The following is an 18,291-nucleotide window of genomic DNA, read 5'->3' as shown; positions in this document are numbered from 1 at the left end:
ACGTTGAGGGAATGATCCGGTTCGAGCAGGTCACCAAGCGGTTTCCGGACGGTACGACGGCCGTGGACGACCTCTCCTTCGAGGTGGCCGAGGGGGAACTGGTCACGCTCGTCGGGCCCTCGGGCTGCGGCAAGACGACGACCATGATGATGGTGAACCGGCTCATCGAGCCGACCTCCGGCCGGATCCTCGTCGGCGGCGAGGACATCGCGACCGTCGACCCGGTCCGGCTGCGCCGCCGGATCGGGTACGTCATCCAGCAGGTGGGCCTCTTCCCGCACCGCACCGTCCTGGACAACACCGCGACCGTGCCCGCGCTGCTCGGCTGGAAGCGGGCGAAGGCACGGGCCCGGGCGGCCGAGCTGCTGGACCTGGTGGGGCTCGATCCGAAGACCTACGGACCGCGCTATCCGGAGCAGCTGTCCGGCGGGCAGCGGCAGCGGGTCGGCGTGGCGCGGGCGCTGGCCGCGGATCCGCCGGTGCTGCTGATGGACGAGCCGTTCGGCGCGGTCGACCCGGTGGTGCGCGAGCAGTTGCAGGACGAGTTCCTGCGGATGCAGGCGGCGGTGCGCAAGACGGTGCTGCTGGTCACGCACGACATCGAGGAGGCCGTCCGGCTCGGCGACCGGATCGCCGTGTACGGGCAGGGCCGCATCGAGCAGTTCGACACGCCCGGCGCGGTGCTCGGGTCGCCCGCGACCCAATACGTCGCCTCCTTCGTGGGCGCCGACCGCGGGCTGAAGCGGCTGTCGGTCACCGCGATCGAGCCGGACGACCTGGAGCAGCCGCCCGTGGCCCGCCCTGACGAGCCGGCCGCGCGGGCGCTGGAGCGGCTGCGGTCCACGGGCGCCCGGTGGGCGGTGGTCCTGGACGCGGGCGGTGACCTGCACGGCTGGGTCGGTGTGGAGGAACTGCCGGCGGGCGGCACGGTGGGGGACCTCGCCCACCGCATGACCGCCTGGGTGCCGGTCGGCGCGCCGCTGAAGCAGGCGTTCGGGGTGATGCTCCAGCACGACGCCGGGTGGGTCGCCGTGCTGGACGGGGCGCGGTTCCTCGGCGTGCTGACCCCGGCGAAGCTGCACGAGGCGCTGCGCCGCTCGGTGGACGCCGACGCGCGCGGGGTGGCGCGGGGGCAGGTGCCGTTCGACTCGGTGGCGGACGCCTGAGCCGGGTCAGTTGAGCAGGCCCTTCTCCTTGAGGTAGGCGCGGGCCACGTCGGCGGGCAGCCGCCGCCAGCTGTCGACCTGCCGGTTCATGGCGGCCAGGTCCCCGGTGGTGAGCACGTCGTTGAGCCGGCCGAGCGCCTTCGCCACGCCGGCACCGCCCGCGCGGGAGCGGTTGACGACCGGGACGACGTAGTCGGCGTTCTGCAGTCGCTTGTCGTCGGCGAGCAGGACCAGGCCGAAGGAGTCGAGGGTGGCGTCGGTCGTGGTGGTCAGCACCATCTGGTCGCGGCCCTCCTGCACGGCCCGTTTGGCCTGGGTCGTGCCGACACCCTTGGGATCGACGCCGGTGATGTCGATGCCGTACACCTTCTTCAGTCCGGGTGCGCAGTACGGCCGTCGCACGCATTCGTCGCCCGCCGCGAGCCGTACCTTCAGTCCGGAGGCGCCGAGGTCGCTGAGGGTCCTGAGGTGGTGTCGGCGGGCGTAGGCGGCGGTCACCGCGAAGGCGTTCTGGTCGACGGCGCGGCCGGGCGGCAGGACGGTGAGACCGCGGGGTGCGGCGAGGGCGCGCAGGGCCTTCATCGTGGTGCCGAGGTCGGGCGAGCCGACCGGGGGCGCGTCGGCGCCGTGGGTCTTGGCGCTCAGCCAGTCGGCCAGGGTCGCCGCGTACTCGGGTACGACGTCGATCTGGCCGGACTCCAGGGCGGGTTCGTACAGTTCCCGGTTGGCGACCGTGAGCAGGGACGTCTTGTAGCCGGCCTGGTCGAGCAGCTGGGCGTACATCTGGGCGAGCAGATCGCTCTCGGTGAAGCCGGCCGAGCCGATGGTCAGATGACGGCTGTCCCCGGGCGGGGCGGTGACCTGGCCGCGGTCCTCCAGGGACGGACCGGTGGCACAGGCGCCCAGGGCGAGGAGGCCGGCCGTGGCGAGTGCGGTACGGCGGCTGAGGAGGGCGGCCCTGACGCGTGCCGTACGGCGGCCGAGGAGGGTGCAGGCGGCAGGTGCCGTGCGGCCTCTCATCGGCCGCCCCGGACCCAGGCGGGTGCCACTCGCTCGGCGATCTCGAAGACACCTTCGACGAGCAGGGCGAACACCGCGACGAGCAGCGCGCCCGCGACCACCTGGGGCGTGCTGGCCAGGTTGAAGCCCGCCGTGATGATCCGGCCGAGGCCGCCGCCGCCCGCGAGCGCGGCGATCGTGGCGGTGGCGACGAGCTGGACTGCGGCGATCCGCACGCCGTTCAGCAGGAGGGGGAGCGAAAGGGGCAGTTCCACGTGGAACAACAGCTGTCGGCCGGTCATGCCCATGCCTCGGGCAGCCTGGACGACACTCCGGTCGACCTCCCGCATGCCGACGTAGGCGTTGGTGAGCAGCGGCGGTACGGCGAACAGCACGAGGGCGACCACCGTGGGGCCGTCCCCCCACCTCCCGACCGGGGTCAGCAGGAGCAGGACCAGCACGGCGAAGGTGGGCACGGCCCGGCCGACGTTGGAGATGTTGACGGCGAGCGCGCCGCCCTTGCCGAGGTGGCCGAGGACGAGTGCGACGGGCAGCGCGATCAGACAGCTGAGGGCCAGGCAGACGACGGTGAGCGAGAGGTGCTGGAGCAGCCGGTGCCGGATGCCGTCGTCGCCCGACCAGTGGGCGGGGTCGGTGAGCCAGTCCCAGGCGGCGGTGAGGGTGCTCATGGACGGGCCGCCCGCGTCCAGGGGGTGATCAGCCGCTGCACGCCCAGCAGGAGCAGGTCGGCGGCTACGGCGATCAGCACGCACAGCACGGAGGCGGTGAGCACCTGGGCCTTGAAGTAGGTGTTCATGCCGGCGTAGATGAGGTTGCCGAGACCGCCGAAGCCGACGATCGCGCCGACCGTGAGCAGGGAGACCGCTGAGACGGTGGCGATGCGCAGGCCGGCCATCGCGGCGGGCAGGGCCAGGGGCAGCTCCACGGTGAGCAACAGGCGGACGGGCCCGTAGCCGAGCCCCCGTGCGGCCTGCCGGGTCTCCTCCGGGACCGCGCGCAGGCCGGCGAGGATGTTCCGGACGAGGAGGGTGAGCGAGTACAGCACCAGCCCGGCGACGACCAGGGTGGCCGAGAGGCCGTAGAGGGGCAGCAGCAGGGAGAACATGGCCAGCGACGGAATGGTGTAGAGGATCGTCGTCAGGGCGAGGACCGGACCGGCCGCCCAGCCCCAGCGACGGGCCAGCACCGCCAGCGGCAGCGCGATCACCAGGCCGGTCAGGACCGACAGGAAGGTCAGCTGGAGATGCTGGACGACCGCGTCGAGCAGGATCTGCCGGCGGGTGCTGAGATAGGCACCGCAGATCCACTCGTTACGCGCGAGGCAGTCGTCCGGGGGCGCGGTCACGGGTCCATTGCACCGGGCGGCCGAGGACGGTGGCGCGTTGTGGTGGCCCGGACGGGGGGGCGGGTGTCGTGGTGGCTCGCACGGGACGTGTCGTGGCCGCAGGCATGGGGGCATGCCGTGGCGGCAAGCACGGGGGCCTGCCGTGACGGCTCGCGCCGCGGGCCGGGGGCTAGCGGACCCCCGCCGCGTCCAGCAGGGCCGTCACCGTGGTCGTGGCGAGTCCGTCGTCCAGGTGTTCCACCCGGGCGCCGGCCCGGGCGCTGGCGCCGTCGAAGACGAGCAGGAGCTGGCGGGCGAGCAGCTCGGGATCCCGCGCGCCGCCCCGCTCCGCCTCCTCGCGGAAGACGCCCAGCAGGATGTCCTTGGCCTCGCGGGCGACCGCGCTCGCCGGATGCTCGGGATCCTTCACCTCGACCAGCACGGCCAGGTAGGGGCAGCCGTGGTACTCGGGTTCCACGGAGCCCTTCTCCAGTTGTCCGAAGACGTACAGGATGCTCTCGCGCGGGGTCGCGGCCGCCGGATCGGGGTGGGTCAGCCGGGCCTGGTACGCCGGCATCCGCCGCTCCAGGCTGGCGGCCAGCATCTCGTCCTTGCTGTCGAAGAGCTGGTACATCGACCGCTTGGAAACGCCCGCCTCCCGGCACAGCGCCTCGATGCCGATGGAGACGCCGTCGCTGTAGGAGAGCCGTGCGGCGGCGTCGAGCAGCCGGTCGCGGGGGGACACCTTCTCTCTGCTGGTCATACCGCGAGGTTATCGCGACACCGGCCCGAAGGAGACCGATCGGTGTATACCATGGCGCCCAAGCTGAACAAGCGCTTAGATAGGAGATCGGAAACCGCTCCTCCCGGACCCTGTCCCCGACCTCGCCGGAGGCCCCGTTGTTCACGTCCGTCGACGACGTCTCCGCCCGCCTCGCCGAGACCGGCTACCTCGCCTCCCCCGCCGTCGCCACGACCGTGTTCCTCGCCGCCCGGCTGGGCAAGCCGCTGCTGGTGGAGGGCCCCGCCGGGGTCGGCAAGACCGAGCTGGCCAAGGCCGTCGCCCAGGTCGGCGGGGCCCGGCTGGTCCGGCTCCAGTGCTACGAGGGCGTGGACGAGTCCCGGGCGCTGTACGAGTGGAACCACGCCAAGCAGCTGCTGCGCATCAGCGCGGGCCACGGCGAGAGCTGGGACGAGACCCGTACCGACATCTTCACCGAGGAGTTCCTGCTCCCCCGCCCGCTGCTGACCGCCATCCGCGGTGACGAGCCGACCGTGCTGCTCATCGACGAGACCGACAAGGCCGACGTCGAGATGGAAGGGCTGCTGCTGGAGGTGCTCAGCGACTTCCAGGTCACGGTCCCGGAGCTGGGCACGGTCACCGCGACCCGCCGCCCGTTCGTCGTCCTCACCTCCAACGCCGGCCGCGAGCTGTCCGAGGCGCTGCGCCGCCGCTGCCTGTTCCTGCACATCGGCTTCCCCGAGGAGGAACTGGAGCGGCGGATCGTACGGCTGAAGGTGCCCGGCCTCGGCGCGGCGCTGACGGAGTCGGTGGTCCGGGTGGTCGGCGCGCTGCGCGCGATGGACCTGCGCAAGGTGCCGTCCGTCGCCGAGACCATCGACTGGGCCCGCACCCTGCTCGCCCTGGGCGCCGGCACACTGGACGAGACCGTCGTACGGGACACCCTCGGGGTGATCCTCAAGCACCAGGACGACATCCAGAAGGCGGCGGCCAAGCTCGACCTGGAAGCGCTGTGACCGCCGTCGCCGACCGGATCACCGGCCTGGCCGCGGCGCTGCGCGCGCACGGGGTGCGGATCGGCACCGGGGAGACCGTGGACGCGGCCCGGGCGGTGGAGGTGCTGGGACTCGCGGACCGGGAGCGCCTGCGCGAGGGGCTGGCGGCTACGCTGCTGCACGGACCGGGCCAACGTGCCCTGTTCGACTCGGTCTTCGACCTCTACTTCCCGAGCGGAGTCGGCGGTCCCAAGGGCGCTCCCCGGGACCGGGAGACCCTGCGCGACCGGCTCGCCGAGGCGCTGGCGGCGGACGACCGGGCGATGATGGCCCGGTTGGCGGCGGAGGCGGTCGACGGCCTGGGCGGGTACGGGAGTTCACCGGGCTCGGACGGCTGGTCGGCGTACCAGACCCTGGACCGGCTGCGCCCCCAGACCCTGCTGGCCCGGGTGCGGGCCGACGTCCGGGGCCGGGACGGCGACGGCGGCGCCGGGTTCGCGGACCGGCTGCTGGACGACGAGATCCGGCGCCGCATCGAGGAGTTCCGGCGGCTGGTGGGGGCGGAGGCCCGGCGCCGGGTGGCCGAGCGGCGGGGGCGGGACGAGATCGCGCGGCGGGGTGTGCGGCCGACCGCCGACCGGGTCGACTTCCTGATCGCGAACCGGGACCAGCTGACCGAACTCCGCCGGGCGGTCCAGCCGTTGGCGCGGAAGCTGGCCACCCGGCTCGCCGCGCGCCGCCGCCGGGCCGCACGCGGCACGATCGACCTGCGCCGCACCCTGCGCTCCTCGCTGTCCACGGGGGGCGTGCCGATGCGGCCGGTGCTGCGGCGGCGCCGTCCGGTCCGGCCCGAACTGGTCCTGCTCTGCGATGTGTCGGGCTCGGTGTCCGGCTTCTCGGACTTCACCATGCTCCTCGTGCAGGCCCTGCACGACCAGTTCAGCAAGGTGCGCGTGTTCGCGTTCGTCAACCGGCTCGACGAGGTCACCGGCCTGCTCGACCACGGCCGCGCCGACCCCGACGGGCTCGGCGCCCGCATCCGCGCCGAGGCCACGCTCACCGGCTGGCACGGCAGCAGTGACTACGGCGTGGCGCTGGGCGAGTTCGCCGAGCGGTACGGCGGTGCGGTGGGGCCGCGCACGACGGTGTTCGTCCTCGGTGACGCCCGCACGAACATGAGCGACCCGAACCTCCCCGCCGTACGCGAACTGGCCCGGCGCGCCCGGCGCGTCTACTGGCTCAACCCCGAGCCACGCGACCGCTGGGGCACCGGTGACTCGGCCGCGCCCGCGTACGCCGAGCTGGTGCAGATGCACGAGTGCCGCACGGCCGCGCAGCTCAGCGCGCTGATCGCGGGCCTGCTCCCGGTGTGAGGCCGGGCCTGTGACCTGGATCGGCTGATCCGCTCCGCGCGGTGAGCAGCGGTCTTGCCGCCGGTATGACGCCGGGCGCCCGGCCGTGATCGACTGGCCCCAACGCCGACACCGACCCAAGGACGTCACCATGACCCACCCGCCCGTGCCCCTGGGCAGCTTCCCCACCCCCCTGGAACCGGCGCCCCGGCTCGCCGCCGCGCTCGGGCTCGGGCCGGAGGACCTGTGGGTGAAGCGGGACGACCTGACCGGCCTGGGCGGCGGCGGCAACAAGATCCGCAAGCTGGAGTGGACGGTGGGCGCGGCCCTCGCCGAGGGCGCGGACACGCTCGTGACCACCGGTGCCCCGCAGAGCAACCACGCCCGGCTGACCGCCGCCGCGGGCGCCCGGCTCGGGCTGGACGTCGTCCTCGTCCTGCGCGGCACCCCGGGCGCCTCCCGCTCCGGGAACCTCGCCCTGGACGGCCTGTTCGGGGCGCGGCTCGCCTGGGCCGGCGAGGTGGACCAAAACGGGCTGGACGCGGCGGCGGCCGAGGTCTGCGCGCGCCTGCGGTCCGCGGGCGCCCGCCCGGCACTGATCCCGTTCGGCGGGTCCAGCACGCTGGGAGCCAGGGGCTACGTACGCTGCGGCACCGAGCTGCGCGAGCAACTGCCCGACCTGCGTACGGCGGTCGTGGCCCTGGGCTCGGGCGGCACGATGGCCGGGCTGGTCGCGGCCCTGGGCGGCGGTTCGGTGCTCGGCGTCGACGTGGGCGCGCTGGCCGATCCGGCCGCGGCGGTCGCGGAGTTCACCGCACCGCTCACGGCGGAGGGTGTCACGCCGGACACGCTGCGGATCCGCCGGGACCAGGTGGGCGCCGGCTACGCGACCCTCACCGCCCCGGTACGGGAAGCACTCCGTCTCGCCGCCCGCACCGAGGGCCTGGTCCTCGACCCCATCTACACCGGCCGCGCCCTGGCCGGCCTGTACGCCGCGGTCCGCGACGGCACCGTCCGCCCGGGCGAGCGGACGGTCTTCCTGCACACGGGCGGTCTCCCGGGCCTGTTCGGCCACCCGGACACGATCGCCTTCGCGGAGGAGGAGGCGCGGGTCTTCGGCGTGTAGACCGACTCCGCCGGGCCGCTCCCAGGGCGGCCCGGCGGGGCAAGGGGACCGGCGGACGGATCCAGTGGCCGACTAGCCCTTCGCGTACTCGTTCGCCATCGTCCCGGCGAAGTCGTGGAGCACGACCTGCTCGTCGCCGACCACCCAGGCGTCGTGGCCGGGCGAGCAGACGAAGACGTCGCCGGGGCCGACCTCGCTCTCGCCGCCGTCGTCCATACGGATGTGCATCCGGCCCTGCACCACGTACCCGTTGTGGTGGACCATGCAGCTCTCGGTGCCCGCGATCGGCGCCACGGACTCCGACCAGCGCCACCCGGGTTCGAACGTGCCCACGGCGAAGTCGAGCCCGCTCAGGTGGAGGGCTTCGAGGTGGCCGCGGGGGAAGTCGCGCCGTTCGTCCGGCTTCTCGACCGTCTTCACTTCCAGCATGACGGTGTCCTCCCTTCCGGCCGCTCACCGCGGCCGGGGCCGGCCTGCGTCCCCCGGCGGCCTCGGACGGCACCGGCGCTGCGGCGGCCGTACCCCACGGGACCATCGTCGGCCCCGCAACCAGGCACCGCCATCCAGGGAGGACGGGACAACGATGTCAGGAGCGCCGGCCGGCAGACCGTGGACGCACATCCCTCATTACCCTGGCACGGTGACAGCCGGCGACACACCGTCGATCGCGACGGACGACCTCGACGACCCGCCCCTGCGCCCCCTGCCCGGGCGGGTCGCCCTACTGCTGGAGCAAGTCGACGCACCCCCACGGCTGGTGGCCCACCTGCGCGCGGTGCACGATGTCGCGGCACAGCTCCTGACGTGGGTACGACTGCACTGTCCACGGCTGGAGTTGGACGCGGACGCGGTGCTGTTCGGTGCCGCCACGCACGACATCGGCAAGACCCGGCACCCGGCCGAGCTGTCCGGTCCCGGCGCCCGGCACGAGGCGGCGGGACGGGAGTTGCTGCTGGAGCACGGTGTGCCGGCCGGCCTCGCCCGGTTCGCCGGCACCCACGCGTCCTGGACGGCTCCCGGGACCGGCGTGGAGGACCTGCTGGTGAGCCTGGCAGACAAGATCTGGAAGAACAAGCGCGTCCCGGAGCTGGAGGACCTGGTGGTGGCGCGGCTGGCCGAGGCCGACGGACGGCCCGCCTGGCAGTGGTTCATGGAACTGGACGAAGCCCTGACCGCCGTCGGGGAGGGCGCGGACCGCAGGCTGGCGTACCAGATGTCCCACCCTCTCGGCCGGAAGTGACCGTGTTCGCGCCCTCTCTCGGTGCCGACGGTGCCGAGCCGTGTCCTCCACCGCCTCGTCCTGAACGACACCGCCCACCCGCCTACCAACTGCGCGCCGCCCGCAGCAGGAGGGCGCGGACTCGGGCCACGTCGGGGTTGTCGGAGGCACCGGGGCGCTGGACGAGGAAGCCGGTGTTGATCGGCGGGTCCTCCGGTTCCAGCAGCGCGACGAGCGCGCCGGACGCCAGGAGGTCCTGGCACAGATAGCGGGGCAGCACGCTGAACCCGGCGCCGGCGGCCACGGCCGCGAGCACCCCGCGCAGATCGGGGACGGTCACGGCGGCGGTGCGCGACAGACGCCGGCCGAAGACGTGCCGCCAGTAACGGCGGGCGATCGGCAGATCCTCGGCGTAGGTGATGAGCGGAACCTCGTGCAGGACGGCGGGGTCGAAGGAGTCCGGCACGGCGGGCGCTTGCTTCTCGGCGTTCCGGCCGGCGGACGCTGGACGCTCGGCGCCCTGCTCGTTGGACCCTTGAGGCTCGCTGCCCTGCCCGATGGAGCCTTGGCGCTCGGCGCCCCGCACGCCGGGGGCCTGTCCGTGGACCTCGTCCTCAGCCGCGCGCGCGGGCCCTCGCCCCGTCAGTCGCCCCGTCAGTCGCTCTGCCCAGATCGGGGCCGCGACCAGCACGAACTCCTCGTCGGTGAGGGGGACGGCGTGCAACGTACGGCCGCGTGGGCGGGTGGTGGCGATCACCAGGTCGTGGCGGCCGGCCCGCAGTTCGTCCAGCAGCGGATCGGTCAGCCCGGTCGCCACCCGCAGCCGTACGCCCTCGGCGATCAGCGGCGCCAGGGCCGGCAGCGCCCTGCTGCACAGGAGTTCCGCCGGTCCGGCCAGATGGACGGGCTCGGCCCGGGCCCCGGCCGGCGGGGTGGGGCTGGCGACGGCGGCCAGCTCGTCCAGGGGCGCGGCGATCCGCGCCGCGAGCTCGTCGGCCACCGGGGTCGGCCTGACCCCGCGCGGCAGCCGTTCGAACAGCTCCCGGCCGGTCTGCCGTTCCAGTGCGCGCATCTGCGTCGTCACCGTGGGCTGTGACAGTCCGAGCAGCCGGGCGGCGCCGGTGAAGGAACCGGAGCGGTACACCGCGAGGAAGGTGCGCAGCAGGTTCAGGTCGAGGGAAGCGAGGGATGCGGTCTCCACGGGTCCGAGTATGGCCGCCGCGTATTCCCCGGCAGCCATAGGAAACCCAATGTCAGTCATTCGGTGCTTCATTGGCTGCCTATGGGTCGTCTCGCCTACGTTGTTTTGCGCAGGCGCGAACCCCCGCATCCGCGGCCCCGATCCGCCTGTGGACGCAAGCCTTCTGGAGAGAGAACCCCATGTCGAAGATCCTGTTCGTGATGACCGGCGCCGATCACTGGACGCTCGCCGACGGCACCGCGCACCCGACCGGCTTCTGGGCCGAGGAGGCCGTGGTCCCTTACCGGGCCGTCAAGGCCGCCGGTCACGAGGTCGTCGTCGCCACGCCGGGCGGTGTGGTGCCACCGGTCGACCGGGCGAGCCTGGCCGCCGAGGTCAACGGCGGTCAGGAGAACGCCGACGAGATCGCCCGCGCGCTGGAGGAGATGACGGAGCTGCGGACGCCGGTGAAGCTCGCGGAGGTGGACCTCGCCGACTTCGCCGCCGTGTTCTACCCGGGCGGGCACGGCCCCATGGAGGACCTGGCCGTGGACGCCGAGTCGGGCCGGCTGCTGGTGGCGGCCCTGGACTCGGGCAAGCCGCTGGCCGTGGTCTGCCACGGTCCGGCCGCCCTGCTCGCCGCGGTCCGCTCCGACGGCGGCAACGCCTTCGCCGGATACCGCGCGGCGGCCTTCACCAATGAGGAGGAGACCCAGGGCGGCCTCGCCGGACAGGCCAAGTGGCTGCTCCAGGACCGGCTGACCGAGGCGGGCGTCGAGGTGCGGGCGGGTGAGCCGTGGGCGCCGCACGTCGTGGTGGACCGCAACCTGATCACCGGCCAGAACCCGGCCTCCTCGGCCCCGGTCGCCGAGGAACTGCTGAAGCAGCTGGGCTGAGGCACCTCGGGCCGGGGGCCGGAGGCCGGGCGCCGGCGGTCGTTCGGCGCATGGCAGGTGACGGGGAACGGGTGGCGGAACACGAGGTGCCGGAGCGCGGGGTGCCGAAGCGCAAGGTGGCGGATCGGGTGCCGGAACACGGGGTGCCGGAGCGGGTGCCGGAAAATTCGCCGGGCCTCACCCGCAACCTCGCCCGGGGTCGGACGTCTGTCGGGGTGGAGGCCTCCACCTCGTCCAGTTGTCCGACCCTGAGCGACCGAAGGATCACATGTCCGTACACCGTGCCCCGCGCCCGAACCGCACCCACCGGCTGCGCGCCGTCCTGGGGGTCTCCGCCGTAGGCGCGGCCCTGGCCGTCGCCGGCACCCTGACCGCCCAGGCGGCCCAGGACGACAGCCCGGCCACCGCCGAGAGCGGCGCCGCCCACCCCGCGGCCCACTCCCGGAGTGCCGCCGCCCCGGCCCCGGCGCGTGACCAGGCGGCCCCGTCCCCGGTCCCGTCGCCGGTGCGCACGGGAACCCCGTCCCCCGTCCCCTCCCCCGTACGCACGACGAGCCCCGCCCCGGCACCCGCGACGGCCACGCCTTCCCCGGTGCCCGCCACCCCCGGACCGGCCGCCCCGAGCCCGGTGCCGTCCACCGCCGCTCCCGCGCCCGGGCACCCGGCGCCCGCTCCGGGCCACCCGCGTCCGGCGCCCGTACCGCACCACCGTCACGCCACGCCGGCACCGGTTCCGCAGCAGCACTGAAGCAGGGCCGGTGCGGGGGAGCCGTCGCGTGGCGGCTCCCCCGCACCCGGCTCCGGGAGATCCATGACGACAGCGACACCACCGGCGACGGCCGTGCCCTGGGAGCGGCCCGCGTCCTGGCGGCGCCTGACAGCGGCGCTGCGGACCCGCGTCCTCGCCCGCACCCACGCCGGTACGACACCGGCCGCGCCCGGCACCGGACCCCGTGCCGGCACCCGGACCACCGTGGAAGCCGGGCGGCCACCGGGCTTCGAGGAGCTGTACCACCACCGCCGGCTGTCCCTGGTGCGCCTGGCGGTGCTGCTGGTGGACGACCTGCCCACGGCCGAGGACGTCGTCCAGGACGCGTTCACCGCGCTGTTCCGGCGGCACGGCCACCGGCTCGCGCGGCTGGACGACCCGGAGGCGTATCTGCGGACCAGTGTCGTCAACGCGGCCCGCTCGGTGCTGCGCCGACGCAGGACCGCACGGGCGCACACCCCCGTCCCGGAGGGACACGCGCCCGCCCCCGAGGAGGACGTGCTGCTGCACGAGGACCACCGGGAGGTGCTGGCGGCGCTGGGCACGCTGACCCGGCGGCAGCGGGAGGTGCTGGTGCTGCGCTACTGGTCGCATCTGACCGAGGCCGAGATCGCGACGACGCTCGGTCTGTCGCGGGGTGCCGTCAAGTCCACGGCCAGCAGGGCGCTGGACGCCCTCGGCCGGCGTCTGGAGGGGCTGCGATGAACGAGTCCGGTACGGGGACCACGGCGACGCAGGTGGAGGAGCGGCTGCGGGCCGCGCTGGCCGCGCGGGCGCTCTCCGTCGGCCCGGCCGACCTGCGGCCCCTGCCCCCGCCGACCGGCCCGGCGTTGTTCCGGCGGGTGCTGGTGCGCCGGGCGGTGGCGGGCGTGCTGGTCCTGGCCGCCGTGGCCGCGCTGGTCTTCCTCTCGGTGCGCCACGAACCGGCCCGCCCGGCCGAGCCGGCCCGCTCCCCGCATCCACCGATCGGCACGCCGGCCCCCGTCCCGAGTCCGGTGGCCCCGTCCACGCCCGAACCGTCCCCGAGCGCCCGGCAACCGTGAGCCCGCCCCGCGGTGACACGGCCGCGGCACTCAACGCGGTTGGCGGAGAGAGGCGTTGGGATTGCCGCCACCGTCCGCGCCGGTCTTCCGGCAGACCCGGCCGTCACGGCCTGCCGCTCCGAGTGCGAGGCGGTGCGGCGCATGGCACATTGGGCGTGTGGGCCGTGCAGTGCCAGGCCCGTGGCCGCCGGTGCCCGGGGATCTCGGATGACACCGCACAGCAGGTCGTCGCTCCCCCGTAACCAGTGTCGCGGTCACCTCCCGGCTGAAGAACTGTGGGTATGGGTATGCACCGAACGCACTCGTTCCGTTACGCGGCCGCCGCGGCCGGCATCTCGTTCGCCGTCTCCGCGCTCCTCCCGGCGCCCGCCTCCGCCGCGGGCCTGCCGGCAACGGCCTCCCCGGCCGCCGCCAAACCCACCATCGTGCTGGTTCACGGCGCCTGGGCCGACGCCTCCAGCTGGAACGGCGAGGTCAAGATCCTCCGTGGTGAGGGGTACCAGGTACGCGCCATCGCCAATCCCCTGCAGAACCTGACCACCGACTCGCAGACGATTGCCGACTTCCTCAAGACGGTGCGGGGTCCGGTGGTGCTGGTCGGACACTCCTACGGGGGCAGTGTCATCACCAACGCCGCCGCGGAGACCAAGAACGTCAAGGCGTTGGTGTACGTGGACGCCGCCGCGCCCGCCGTCGGTGAGACCAACGGATCGCTGAGCGGTTCCACGTCGGCGCTGAACGCGCCACCCAGCACACTGTTCGACACCGTGGCATACCCTCAGGCTCCGTCCGGGGCGAAGAACCTCTATCTGAAGAAGAACATATTCGTCAAGGACTTCGCCAGTGACCTGCCCCCCAACCAGGCCGAGAGCCTGTGGGCGACACAGCGAGCCGCCTCGACGGCCGCGTTCGACACGCCGTCGAAGCACGCCGCCTGGAAGACGATCCCGTCCTGGTACTTCATCAGTACGGGCGACCGGATCATCACCCCGCAGTCGGAACAGCGCATGGCTCGTCGCGCCCACGCGAAGACGACCGTCTTCAGGGGCGGGTCACACCTCACCCTCATCTCACACCCGGACGCGGTGGCCAAGGTCATCACCACCGCGGCCCGCTCCGTGGGCTGACCCGTCACTTCACGCGATCTGATCCGGGACCGAGACCTCCGAAGCACAGTCCGGGCATGTCGTGCGGCCGAACAGACGGGTCACGCGATCCGCGGCCGCTGACTGCCCCGCCCTGACGGCCAGACCGTGCAGCCGGGACGCCGGCGACGGCAGGCCCTCGGGGGCTGCCGGGCGAATCCCGGTGAGTACGGGTACCTTGTCGGCGGATGCTTCCTGCGGCGCAGACTGTGCCTCCACACCGGCACCCCTCGAAAGCCAGCAGGTGCTCCAGCCAGTAGAGGACGTCGTCCTCGTCGCCTTGGAAGGGCCGCACCATCACGTGGTTCCGGGTCAGCCGGTGCAGCTCGCTGATCGCAGCCGGGTAGCGTGCCTGGACGTAACCAGGCTCATGGAGTTGCTGTTCCTCGACTCGGGGTAGGTCGGACGCGGAGTGTTGGCACAGACGTCACTTGCGGTTCGGCCGTGATCGATCACCACCCCATTCAATTGCAAAGGAAGAACTTTGCGATGCCCATGGGAGAGTTTGTGAACAGAAACGTGCGTGGTCTGCGATGGGGAGCGCCTGTCGCGGCGGCGTCGGCGGCCGTGGTGGCGACCATGGTGCTCAACCCCACGCCGGGCGCCTCCGCCAGTGCTCCGCAGAGCACGGCGAAGGCCAAGGCCCCCACCGCGAAGAACGTCATCTTCATCAACGGCGACGGCATGGGTGCCGCCGCACGTGAGGCGGCACGGCTGCATCTCGCGGGCCTGCAGGGCCAGCTGACGATGGATCGCCTGCCCGTCTCCGGTCAGCTGACGACCACCCCGGACGACCCCAAGGCGGTGGTCACGGACTCCGCGGCGGCCGCCACCGCGTGGGCCACGGGCGAGAAGACGTACAACGGCGCGATCAGCGTCGACACCGACGGCAACCCGCTCCCCACGCTCGGGGCGCAGGCCAAGGCGGCGGGCAAGTCCACCGGCCTGGTGACGACCGCACAGGTCACCGACGCCTCGCCCGCGGCCTTCTTCGCCAACACCGCCGACCGCGGCAAGCAGGACGAGATCGCCCGCCAGTACCTCGACGTCAGCAAGCCGGACGTGATCCTGGGCGGCGGCGAGGACTGGTGGCTGCCGGCCGGCACCCCCGGTGCCTTCCCCGACAAGCCCGCCGAGGACACCAGCGAGGGCAGCCGCGGCACGAAGGGCAACCTGATCGCCAAGGCCCAGCGCTCCGGCTACAGGTACGTCACCAGCGCGAAGGACCTGAACAAGGCCCCCGCGGGCAAGTTGCTCGGCCTCTTCGGCAACGAGGAGATGTTCCAGCAGCGCCCCGAGGGCCAGGGCGACGTGTACGACCCGGCCGTCGACCTCGCCACGATGACCAGCAAGGCGCTGAAGACGCTGGACAAGAACAAGAAGGGCTTCTTCCTCATGGTCGAGGAGGAAGGCGTCGACGAGTTCGCGCACAGCAACAACGGCACGCGGGTCCTGCAGTCGATGCAGCAGCTGGAGAAGGCCGTCGCCGTCGCCCGCGCCTACCAGGCGACCCACCCGGACACCCTCCTGGTCATCACCGGCGACCACGAGACCGGCGGCCTGGCGGTCGAGGAGAACGACACCGCGGACGAGTCCGGCACTGGTGTCTCCGTCGAGGACGGCCCGTTCACGATCCACGGCAGTGACCGGACGTTCACGATCGACTGGACGACTTCCGGCCACACCAGTGTCGACGTTCCCGTCACGGCCGCCGGCCCGCTCGCGAGCCGGTTCACCGGCAAGCACGCCAACACCTACGTCCACGACGTCCTGTCCCAGGTCCTGGCCCCCCGCCACTGACCGGCTGACCGGCCAATCCCACGTAATACGAGGCTTGAAGTGTCCCTCCGGCATGCTTTCGCAGCACTGGCCGTCGTGCCCGTGCTCGCCCTCCCGGCGACCGCCGCCCAGGCGGCCCCCGCCGACCCCCAGCCCACGGTGCTCCCCCAGAAGACCCACTTCGACCTGCAGGCCCACCGCGGTGGCATCGGCATGACCACCGAAGAGTCCCTGGAAGGCTTCGGCAAGGCCATGCGCCTCGGTGTGACCACCCTGGAGCTGGACACCCACGTCACCAAGGACCGGAAGGTCGTCGTCAACCACGACCGCCAGATCAGCGCCCAGAAGTGCAAGGACACCGCGCCGGTCACCCCGGGCGACCCGATGTACCCGTACGTCGGCAAGTACATCAAGGACCTGACGCTGGCGCAGATCAAGACCATGGACTGCGGCTACCAGCAGCTCCCCGGCTTCCCCGAGCAGGAACAGATCAAGGGCCACCGCATGGTGGAGCTCAAGGACGTCCTGAACCTGGTCAAGAGTTACAACGCCCGGCAGGTCAAGCTCAACATCGAGACCAAGGTCGAGGCCGGCGCCCCCGAGCAGACCGCGCCGCGCGAGCTGTTCGTGCGTCGTGTGTACGAGGAGATCCACGCCTCCGGCATCGAGGACCAGGTCACCATCCAGTCGTTCGACTGGGGCGCCCTGAAGGAGATGCACAAGCTCGCGCCGAAGTACCCCCTGGTGGCGCTGACCAACTACGACTTCCTCCAGGTCGGCAAGCCCGGCGCCTCACCGTGGCTCGGCGGCATCGACGCCGACGACTACGACGGCGACTTCGTCAAGGCCGCAGCCGCCGTCCCCGGCGTGACCGCACTGTCACCGGTGTACGGCTTCCCGCAGGACGGCGTCGTCTCGGACCCGGACTTCGAGTTCTACGTCGACGACAAGATGGTCTCCGAAGCCCACAAGCGCGGCCTGAAGGTCGTCCCGTGGACCTGTGACGACCCCGCCACCGTCGAGGCGCTCATGGACATGGGCATCGACGGCATCATCACCAACTACCCGAACCGCGTCCGGGACATCATGGCCGAGCGTGGCATGCGCCTGCCGAAGGCGTACACGCCGAAGGGCTGACGCCCGCGGCCCACTCCGCATCCCCGCCCCCCGGAGCAGCTTCTTCCCGTTCCGGGGGGGTGTGCGTTTCGGGCCCGGGCCGGGCGGCGGAAGAGGGCCGGCGGACTGCGGCCGAGAATGGGGGCACCCATATCCGCCCTTACCGCATTCTTGTCAATTTCTTGCCGTACGAAATTCGAACATCCAGCCACCGAGGCCCGCCCCCCACCCTCGGGAGAAATACAGCTAGCGGTAATGCCGGACAAAAACGCGTCCTGGATGCTGGATGGATGCTGCGTTGCTTGATGGTCGATGACAGCCCGCACTTCCTCGAAGCCGCTCGCTGCCTGCTGGAGGGGCAAGGCATCGCAGTCGTGGGCGTGGCACCCGACGGCGCGCGAGCGATGCGGCAGGTGGAGCGGCTCCGACCGGAGGTGGTGCTGGTGGACATTGATCTCGGTGCCGAAAGCGGCTTCGAGTTGACCCGTCGACTGCAGGACGAGACGGGTCCCTCCCCTCCCCCGGTCATTCTGGTTTCCAACCATGCGGAGGAGGACTATGGTGATTTGGTCGAGGAGAGCACCGCGGTCGGATTCCTGGCGAAGTCCGCTCTGTCAGGCGACGCCATTCGGACGCTGCTCACCGAGGACAGTCACCAGGACGGCTCGGTCATCGAGCCTCAAGAAAGGTGATGACGGCCCGGACGCGACGGTGATCGTCGTCGGTCTCCGGCAGGTTCAGCTTCGCGAGGATACTGCGCACATGTTTCTCCACCGTTCCTTCAGTGACCCACAGACGACGGGCGATGCCGGCATTGGAACGGCCCTCGGCCATCAGTTCCAGCACTTCGCGCTCCCGCGCGCTGAGTAGTGCCAGTGGATCCTCCCTGCGACGGGCGGAGACCAGTTCCCGCACCAGTGCGGGATCCACCACCGACCCGCCCCTCGCGATCCGGTGCATCGCCTCAAGGAAGTCCCGCACGTCACTCACCCGGCTCTTGAGCAGGTAACCGACGCCGTGGCCGCTCTCCAGGAGTTCCAGCGCCCGGTCGACCTCGGCGTACGCCGACAGGACCAGGATTCCGATGCCGGGGAACTCCTGCCGGATGGTGCGGGCCGCATCCAGCCCGTCGGTGGCCTGCCCGGGCGGCATCCGGATGTCGGTCACGACCAGATCCGGCCTCGCCGCCCTGACCACGTCGAGCAGTTGGACGGCATCGGCGGTCTGCCCCACCACCGCACAATCCGCGCCCTGGAGCAGGCTGGCCAGCCCCTCACGGAACAGGACGTCGTCCTCGGCCAGGACGACCCGCAGGATCGTCCTGGCCGGGCCGTTCCGGCTCGGCTCGTCCCCGGCACGGGACGTCGGGCGTCCTGGCGTCATACCTACCATTGTCCCTGGGTCCCGTCCGGTGGGCAC

General features: G+C 72.4%; 20 protein-coding genes. 13 read left to right on the top strand and 7 right to left on the bottom strand.

Annotated elements, in window-relative coordinates; translation table 11 throughout:
- Positions 1 to 11 precede the first annotated feature (11 nt).
- The gene (locus C3492_RS23865) at positions 12 to 1,166 is read left to right on the top strand and encodes an ABC transporter ATP-binding protein (RefSeq protein ID WP_103813811.1); all 1,155 of its coding nucleotides are present in this window, start codon (positions 12 to 14) and stop codon (positions 1,164 to 1,166) included.
- A 6-nt stretch (positions 1,167 to 1,172) separates the two neighbouring features.
- Here the strand turns inward: C3492_RS23865 and C3492_RS23860 are convergent, their stop codons facing one another.
- From C3492_RS23860 to C3492_RS23845, 4 genes are all read right to left on the bottom strand, one after another.
- Positions 1,173 to 2,186: an ABC transporter substrate-binding protein gene (locus C3492_RS23860; RefSeq protein WP_258055849.1), complete on the bottom strand. Its 1,014-nt coding sequence runs from the start codon at positions 2,184 to 2,186 to the stop codon at positions 1,173 to 1,175.
- On the bottom strand, positions 2,183 to 2,854 hold the full coding sequence (locus C3492_RS23855) for an ABC transporter permease (protein WP_103813809.1): 672 nt from the start codon (positions 2,852 to 2,854) through the stop codon (positions 2,183 to 2,185). Before C3492_RS23855 ends, C3492_RS23860 begins: the two co-directional genes overlap by 4 nt.
- Complete coding sequence (locus C3492_RS23850) at positions 2,851 to 3,531, bottom strand: ABC transporter permease (RefSeq protein WP_103813807.1); 681 nt, start codon at positions 3,529 to 3,531, stop codon at positions 2,851 to 2,853. The genes C3492_RS23855 and C3492_RS23850 overlap by 4 nt, the downstream gene beginning before the upstream one ends.
- Positions 3,532 to 3,700: 169 nt before the next feature.
- Entirely contained in the window at positions 3,701 to 4,273 is a 573-nt protein-coding gene (locus C3492_RS23845; protein WP_103813805.1) for a TetR/AcrR family transcriptional regulator, read from the bottom strand.
- Positions 4,274 to 4,410: 137 nt separating this feature from the next.
- On the opposite strand from C3492_RS23845, the gene C3492_RS23840 reads away from it, so the two are divergent.
- The 3 genes from C3492_RS23840 to C3492_RS23830 all read left to right on the top strand — a co-directional run bounded on the left by C3492_RS23840 (position 4,411) and on the right by C3492_RS23830 (position 7,725).
- Positions 4,411 to 5,268 carry a MoxR family ATPase gene (locus C3492_RS23840; protein ID WP_103813803.1) on the top strand — a complete coding sequence of 286 codons (858 nt, stop codon included), beginning with the start codon at positions 4,411 to 4,413 and terminating at the stop codon, positions 5,266 to 5,268.
- On the top strand, positions 5,265 to 6,620 hold the full coding sequence (locus C3492_RS23835; RefSeq protein ID WP_103813801.1) for a VWA domain-containing protein: 1,356 nt from the start codon (positions 5,265 to 5,267) through the stop codon (positions 6,618 to 6,620). Before C3492_RS23840 ends, C3492_RS23835 begins: the two co-directional genes overlap by 4 nt.
- A 130-nt stretch (positions 6,621 to 6,750) precedes the next feature.
- On the top strand, positions 6,751 to 7,725 hold the full coding sequence (locus C3492_RS23830) for a D-cysteine desulfhydrase family protein (RefSeq protein WP_103813799.1): 975 nt from the start codon (positions 6,751 to 6,753) through the stop codon (positions 7,723 to 7,725).
- Positions 7,726 to 7,797: 72 nt separating this feature from the next.
- Here the strand turns inward: C3492_RS23830 and C3492_RS23825 are convergent, their stop codons facing one another.
- Positions 7,798 to 8,154, bottom strand: a complete 357-nt coding sequence (locus tag C3492_RS23825; RefSeq protein WP_103813797.1) for a cupin domain-containing protein — start codon at positions 8,152 to 8,154, stop codon at positions 7,798 to 7,800.
- 211 nt (positions 8,155 to 8,365) lie between these two features.
- On the opposite strand from C3492_RS23825, the gene C3492_RS23820 reads away from it, so the two are divergent.
- Complete coding sequence (locus C3492_RS23820) at positions 8,366 to 8,965, top strand: HD domain-containing protein (protein WP_103813795.1); 600 nt, start codon at positions 8,366 to 8,368, stop codon at positions 8,963 to 8,965.
- Positions 8,966 to 9,047: 82 nt separating this feature from the next.
- Here C3492_RS23820 and C3492_RS23815 read toward each other — a convergent pair whose 3' ends face one another.
- Positions 9,048 to 10,184 (bottom strand): LysR substrate-binding domain-containing protein, encoded by a 1,137-nt coding sequence (locus C3492_RS23815; RefSeq protein WP_103813793.1) that lies wholly within the window; start codon positions 10,182 to 10,184, stop codon positions 9,048 to 9,050.
- A gap of 140 nt (positions 10,185 to 10,324) precedes the next feature.
- On the opposite strand from C3492_RS23815, the gene C3492_RS23810 reads away from it, so the two are divergent.
- The 8 genes from C3492_RS23810 to C3492_RS23775 all read left to right on the top strand — a co-directional run bounded on the left by C3492_RS23810 (position 10,325) and on the right by C3492_RS23775 (position 17,564).
- Positions 10,325 to 11,020 carry a type 1 glutamine amidotransferase domain-containing protein gene (locus C3492_RS23810; protein WP_103813791.1) on the top strand — a complete coding sequence of 232 codons (696 nt, stop codon included), beginning with the start codon at positions 10,325 to 10,327 and terminating at the stop codon, positions 11,018 to 11,020.
- A gap of 268 nt (positions 11,021 to 11,288) precedes the next feature.
- Positions 11,289 to 11,768 carry a hypothetical protein gene (locus C3492_RS23805; protein WP_103813789.1) on the top strand — a complete coding sequence of 160 codons (480 nt, stop codon included), beginning with the start codon at positions 11,289 to 11,291 and terminating at the stop codon, positions 11,766 to 11,768.
- 63 nt (positions 11,769 to 11,831) lie between these two features.
- The gene (locus tag C3492_RS23800) at positions 11,832 to 12,494 is read left to right on the top strand and encodes an RNA polymerase sigma factor (RefSeq protein WP_103813787.1); all 663 of its coding nucleotides are present in this window, start codon (positions 11,832 to 11,834) and stop codon (positions 12,492 to 12,494) included.
- Positions 12,491 to 12,832 carry a hypothetical protein gene (locus C3492_RS23795; RefSeq protein ID WP_103813785.1) on the top strand — a complete coding sequence of 114 codons (342 nt, stop codon included), beginning with the start codon at positions 12,491 to 12,493 and terminating at the stop codon, positions 12,830 to 12,832. The genes C3492_RS23800 and C3492_RS23795 overlap by 4 nt, the downstream gene beginning before the upstream one ends.
- A 281-nt stretch (positions 12,833 to 13,113) precedes the next feature.
- A complete protein-coding gene (locus tag C3492_RS23790) occupies positions 13,114 to 13,959 on the top strand; it encodes an alpha/beta hydrolase (RefSeq protein ID WP_258055847.1) in 846 nt (281 codons plus the stop codon).
- 597 nt (positions 13,960 to 14,556) lie between these two features.
- Positions 14,557 to 15,777 carry an alkaline phosphatase gene (locus tag C3492_RS23785; protein ID WP_103813947.1) on the top strand — a complete coding sequence of 407 codons (1,221 nt, stop codon included), beginning with the start codon at positions 14,557 to 14,559 and terminating at the stop codon, positions 15,775 to 15,777.
- A gap of 39 nt (positions 15,778 to 15,816) precedes the next feature.
- Positions 15,817 to 16,893 (top strand): glycerophosphodiester phosphodiesterase family protein, encoded by a 1,077-nt coding sequence (locus tag C3492_RS23780; RefSeq protein WP_103813783.1) that lies wholly within the window; start codon positions 15,817 to 15,819, stop codon positions 16,891 to 16,893.
- A gap of 284 nt (positions 16,894 to 17,177) precedes the next feature.
- Positions 17,178 to 17,564: a response regulator gene (locus C3492_RS23775; protein ID WP_258055846.1), complete on the top strand. Its 387-nt coding sequence runs from the start codon at positions 17,178 to 17,180 to the stop codon at positions 17,562 to 17,564.
- Here the strand turns inward: C3492_RS23775 and C3492_RS23770 are convergent.
- Positions 17,542 to 18,255 carry a response regulator transcription factor gene (locus tag C3492_RS23770; RefSeq protein ID WP_103813945.1) on the bottom strand — a complete coding sequence of 238 codons (714 nt, stop codon included), beginning with the start codon at positions 18,253 to 18,255 and terminating at the stop codon, positions 17,542 to 17,544. The genes C3492_RS23775 and C3492_RS23770 overlap by 23 nt on opposite strands.
- Positions 18,256 to 18,291: the final 36 nt, after the last annotated feature.

This window comes from Streptomyces sp. Ru62, from assembly GCF_002920615.1.
Classification (GTDB): Bacteria; Actinomycetota; Actinomycetes; order Streptomycetales; family Streptomycetaceae; genus Streptomyces.
The sequence above is the reverse complement of the archived record's forward strand: the minus strand, read 5'-3'. Positions and strand labels throughout refer to the sequence as shown.

Coding starts and splice junctions, on each gene's coding strand:
- C3492_RS23865 (WP_103813811.1), top strand. CDS start 12: ATGATCCGGTTCGAGCAGGTCACCAAGCGGTTTCCGGACGGTACGACG.
- C3492_RS23860 (WP_258055849.1), bottom strand. CDS start 2,186: ATGAGAGGCCGCACGGCACCTGCCGCCTGCACCCTCCTCGGCCGCCGT.
- C3492_RS23855 (WP_103813809.1), bottom strand. CDS start 2,854: ATGAGCACCCTCACCGCCGCCTGGGACTGGCTCACCGACCCCGCCCAC.
- C3492_RS23845 (WP_103813805.1), bottom strand. CDS start 4,273: ATGACCAGCAGAGAGAAGGTGTCCCCCCGCGACCGGCTGCTCGACGCC.
- C3492_RS23830 (WP_103813799.1), top strand. CDS start 6,751: ATGACCCACCCGCCCGTGCCCCTGGGCAGCTTCCCCACCCCCCTGGAA.
- C3492_RS23825 (WP_103813797.1), bottom strand. CDS start 8,154: ATGCTGGAAGTGAAGACGGTCGAGAAGCCGGACGAACGGCGCGACTTC.
- C3492_RS23815 (WP_103813793.1), bottom strand. CDS start 10,184: ATGGCTGCCGGGGAATACGCGGCGGCCATACTCGGACCCGTGGAGACC.
- C3492_RS23810 (WP_103813791.1), top strand. CDS start 10,325: ATGTCGAAGATCCTGTTCGTGATGACCGGCGCCGATCACTGGACGCTC.
- C3492_RS23805 (WP_103813789.1), top strand. CDS start 11,289: ATGTCCGTACACCGTGCCCCGCGCCCGAACCGCACCCACCGGCTGCGC.
- C3492_RS23800 (WP_103813787.1), top strand. CDS start 11,832: ATGACGACAGCGACACCACCGGCGACGGCCGTGCCCTGGGAGCGGCCC.
- C3492_RS23795 (WP_103813785.1), top strand. CDS start 12,491: ATGAACGAGTCCGGTACGGGGACCACGGCGACGCAGGTGGAGGAGCGG.
- C3492_RS23790 (WP_258055847.1), top strand. CDS start 13,114: ATGGGTATGCACCGAACGCACTCGTTCCGTTACGCGGCCGCCGCGGCC.
- C3492_RS23785 (WP_103813947.1), top strand. CDS start 14,557: ATGGTGCTCAACCCCACGCCGGGCGCCTCCGCCAGTGCTCCGCAGAGC.
- C3492_RS23775 (WP_258055846.1), top strand. CDS start 17,178: ATGGTCGATGACAGCCCGCACTTCCTCGAAGCCGCTCGCTGCCTGCTG.
- C3492_RS23770 (WP_103813945.1), bottom strand. CDS start 18,255: ATGACGCCAGGACGCCCGACGTCCCGTGCCGGGGACGAGCCGAGCCGG.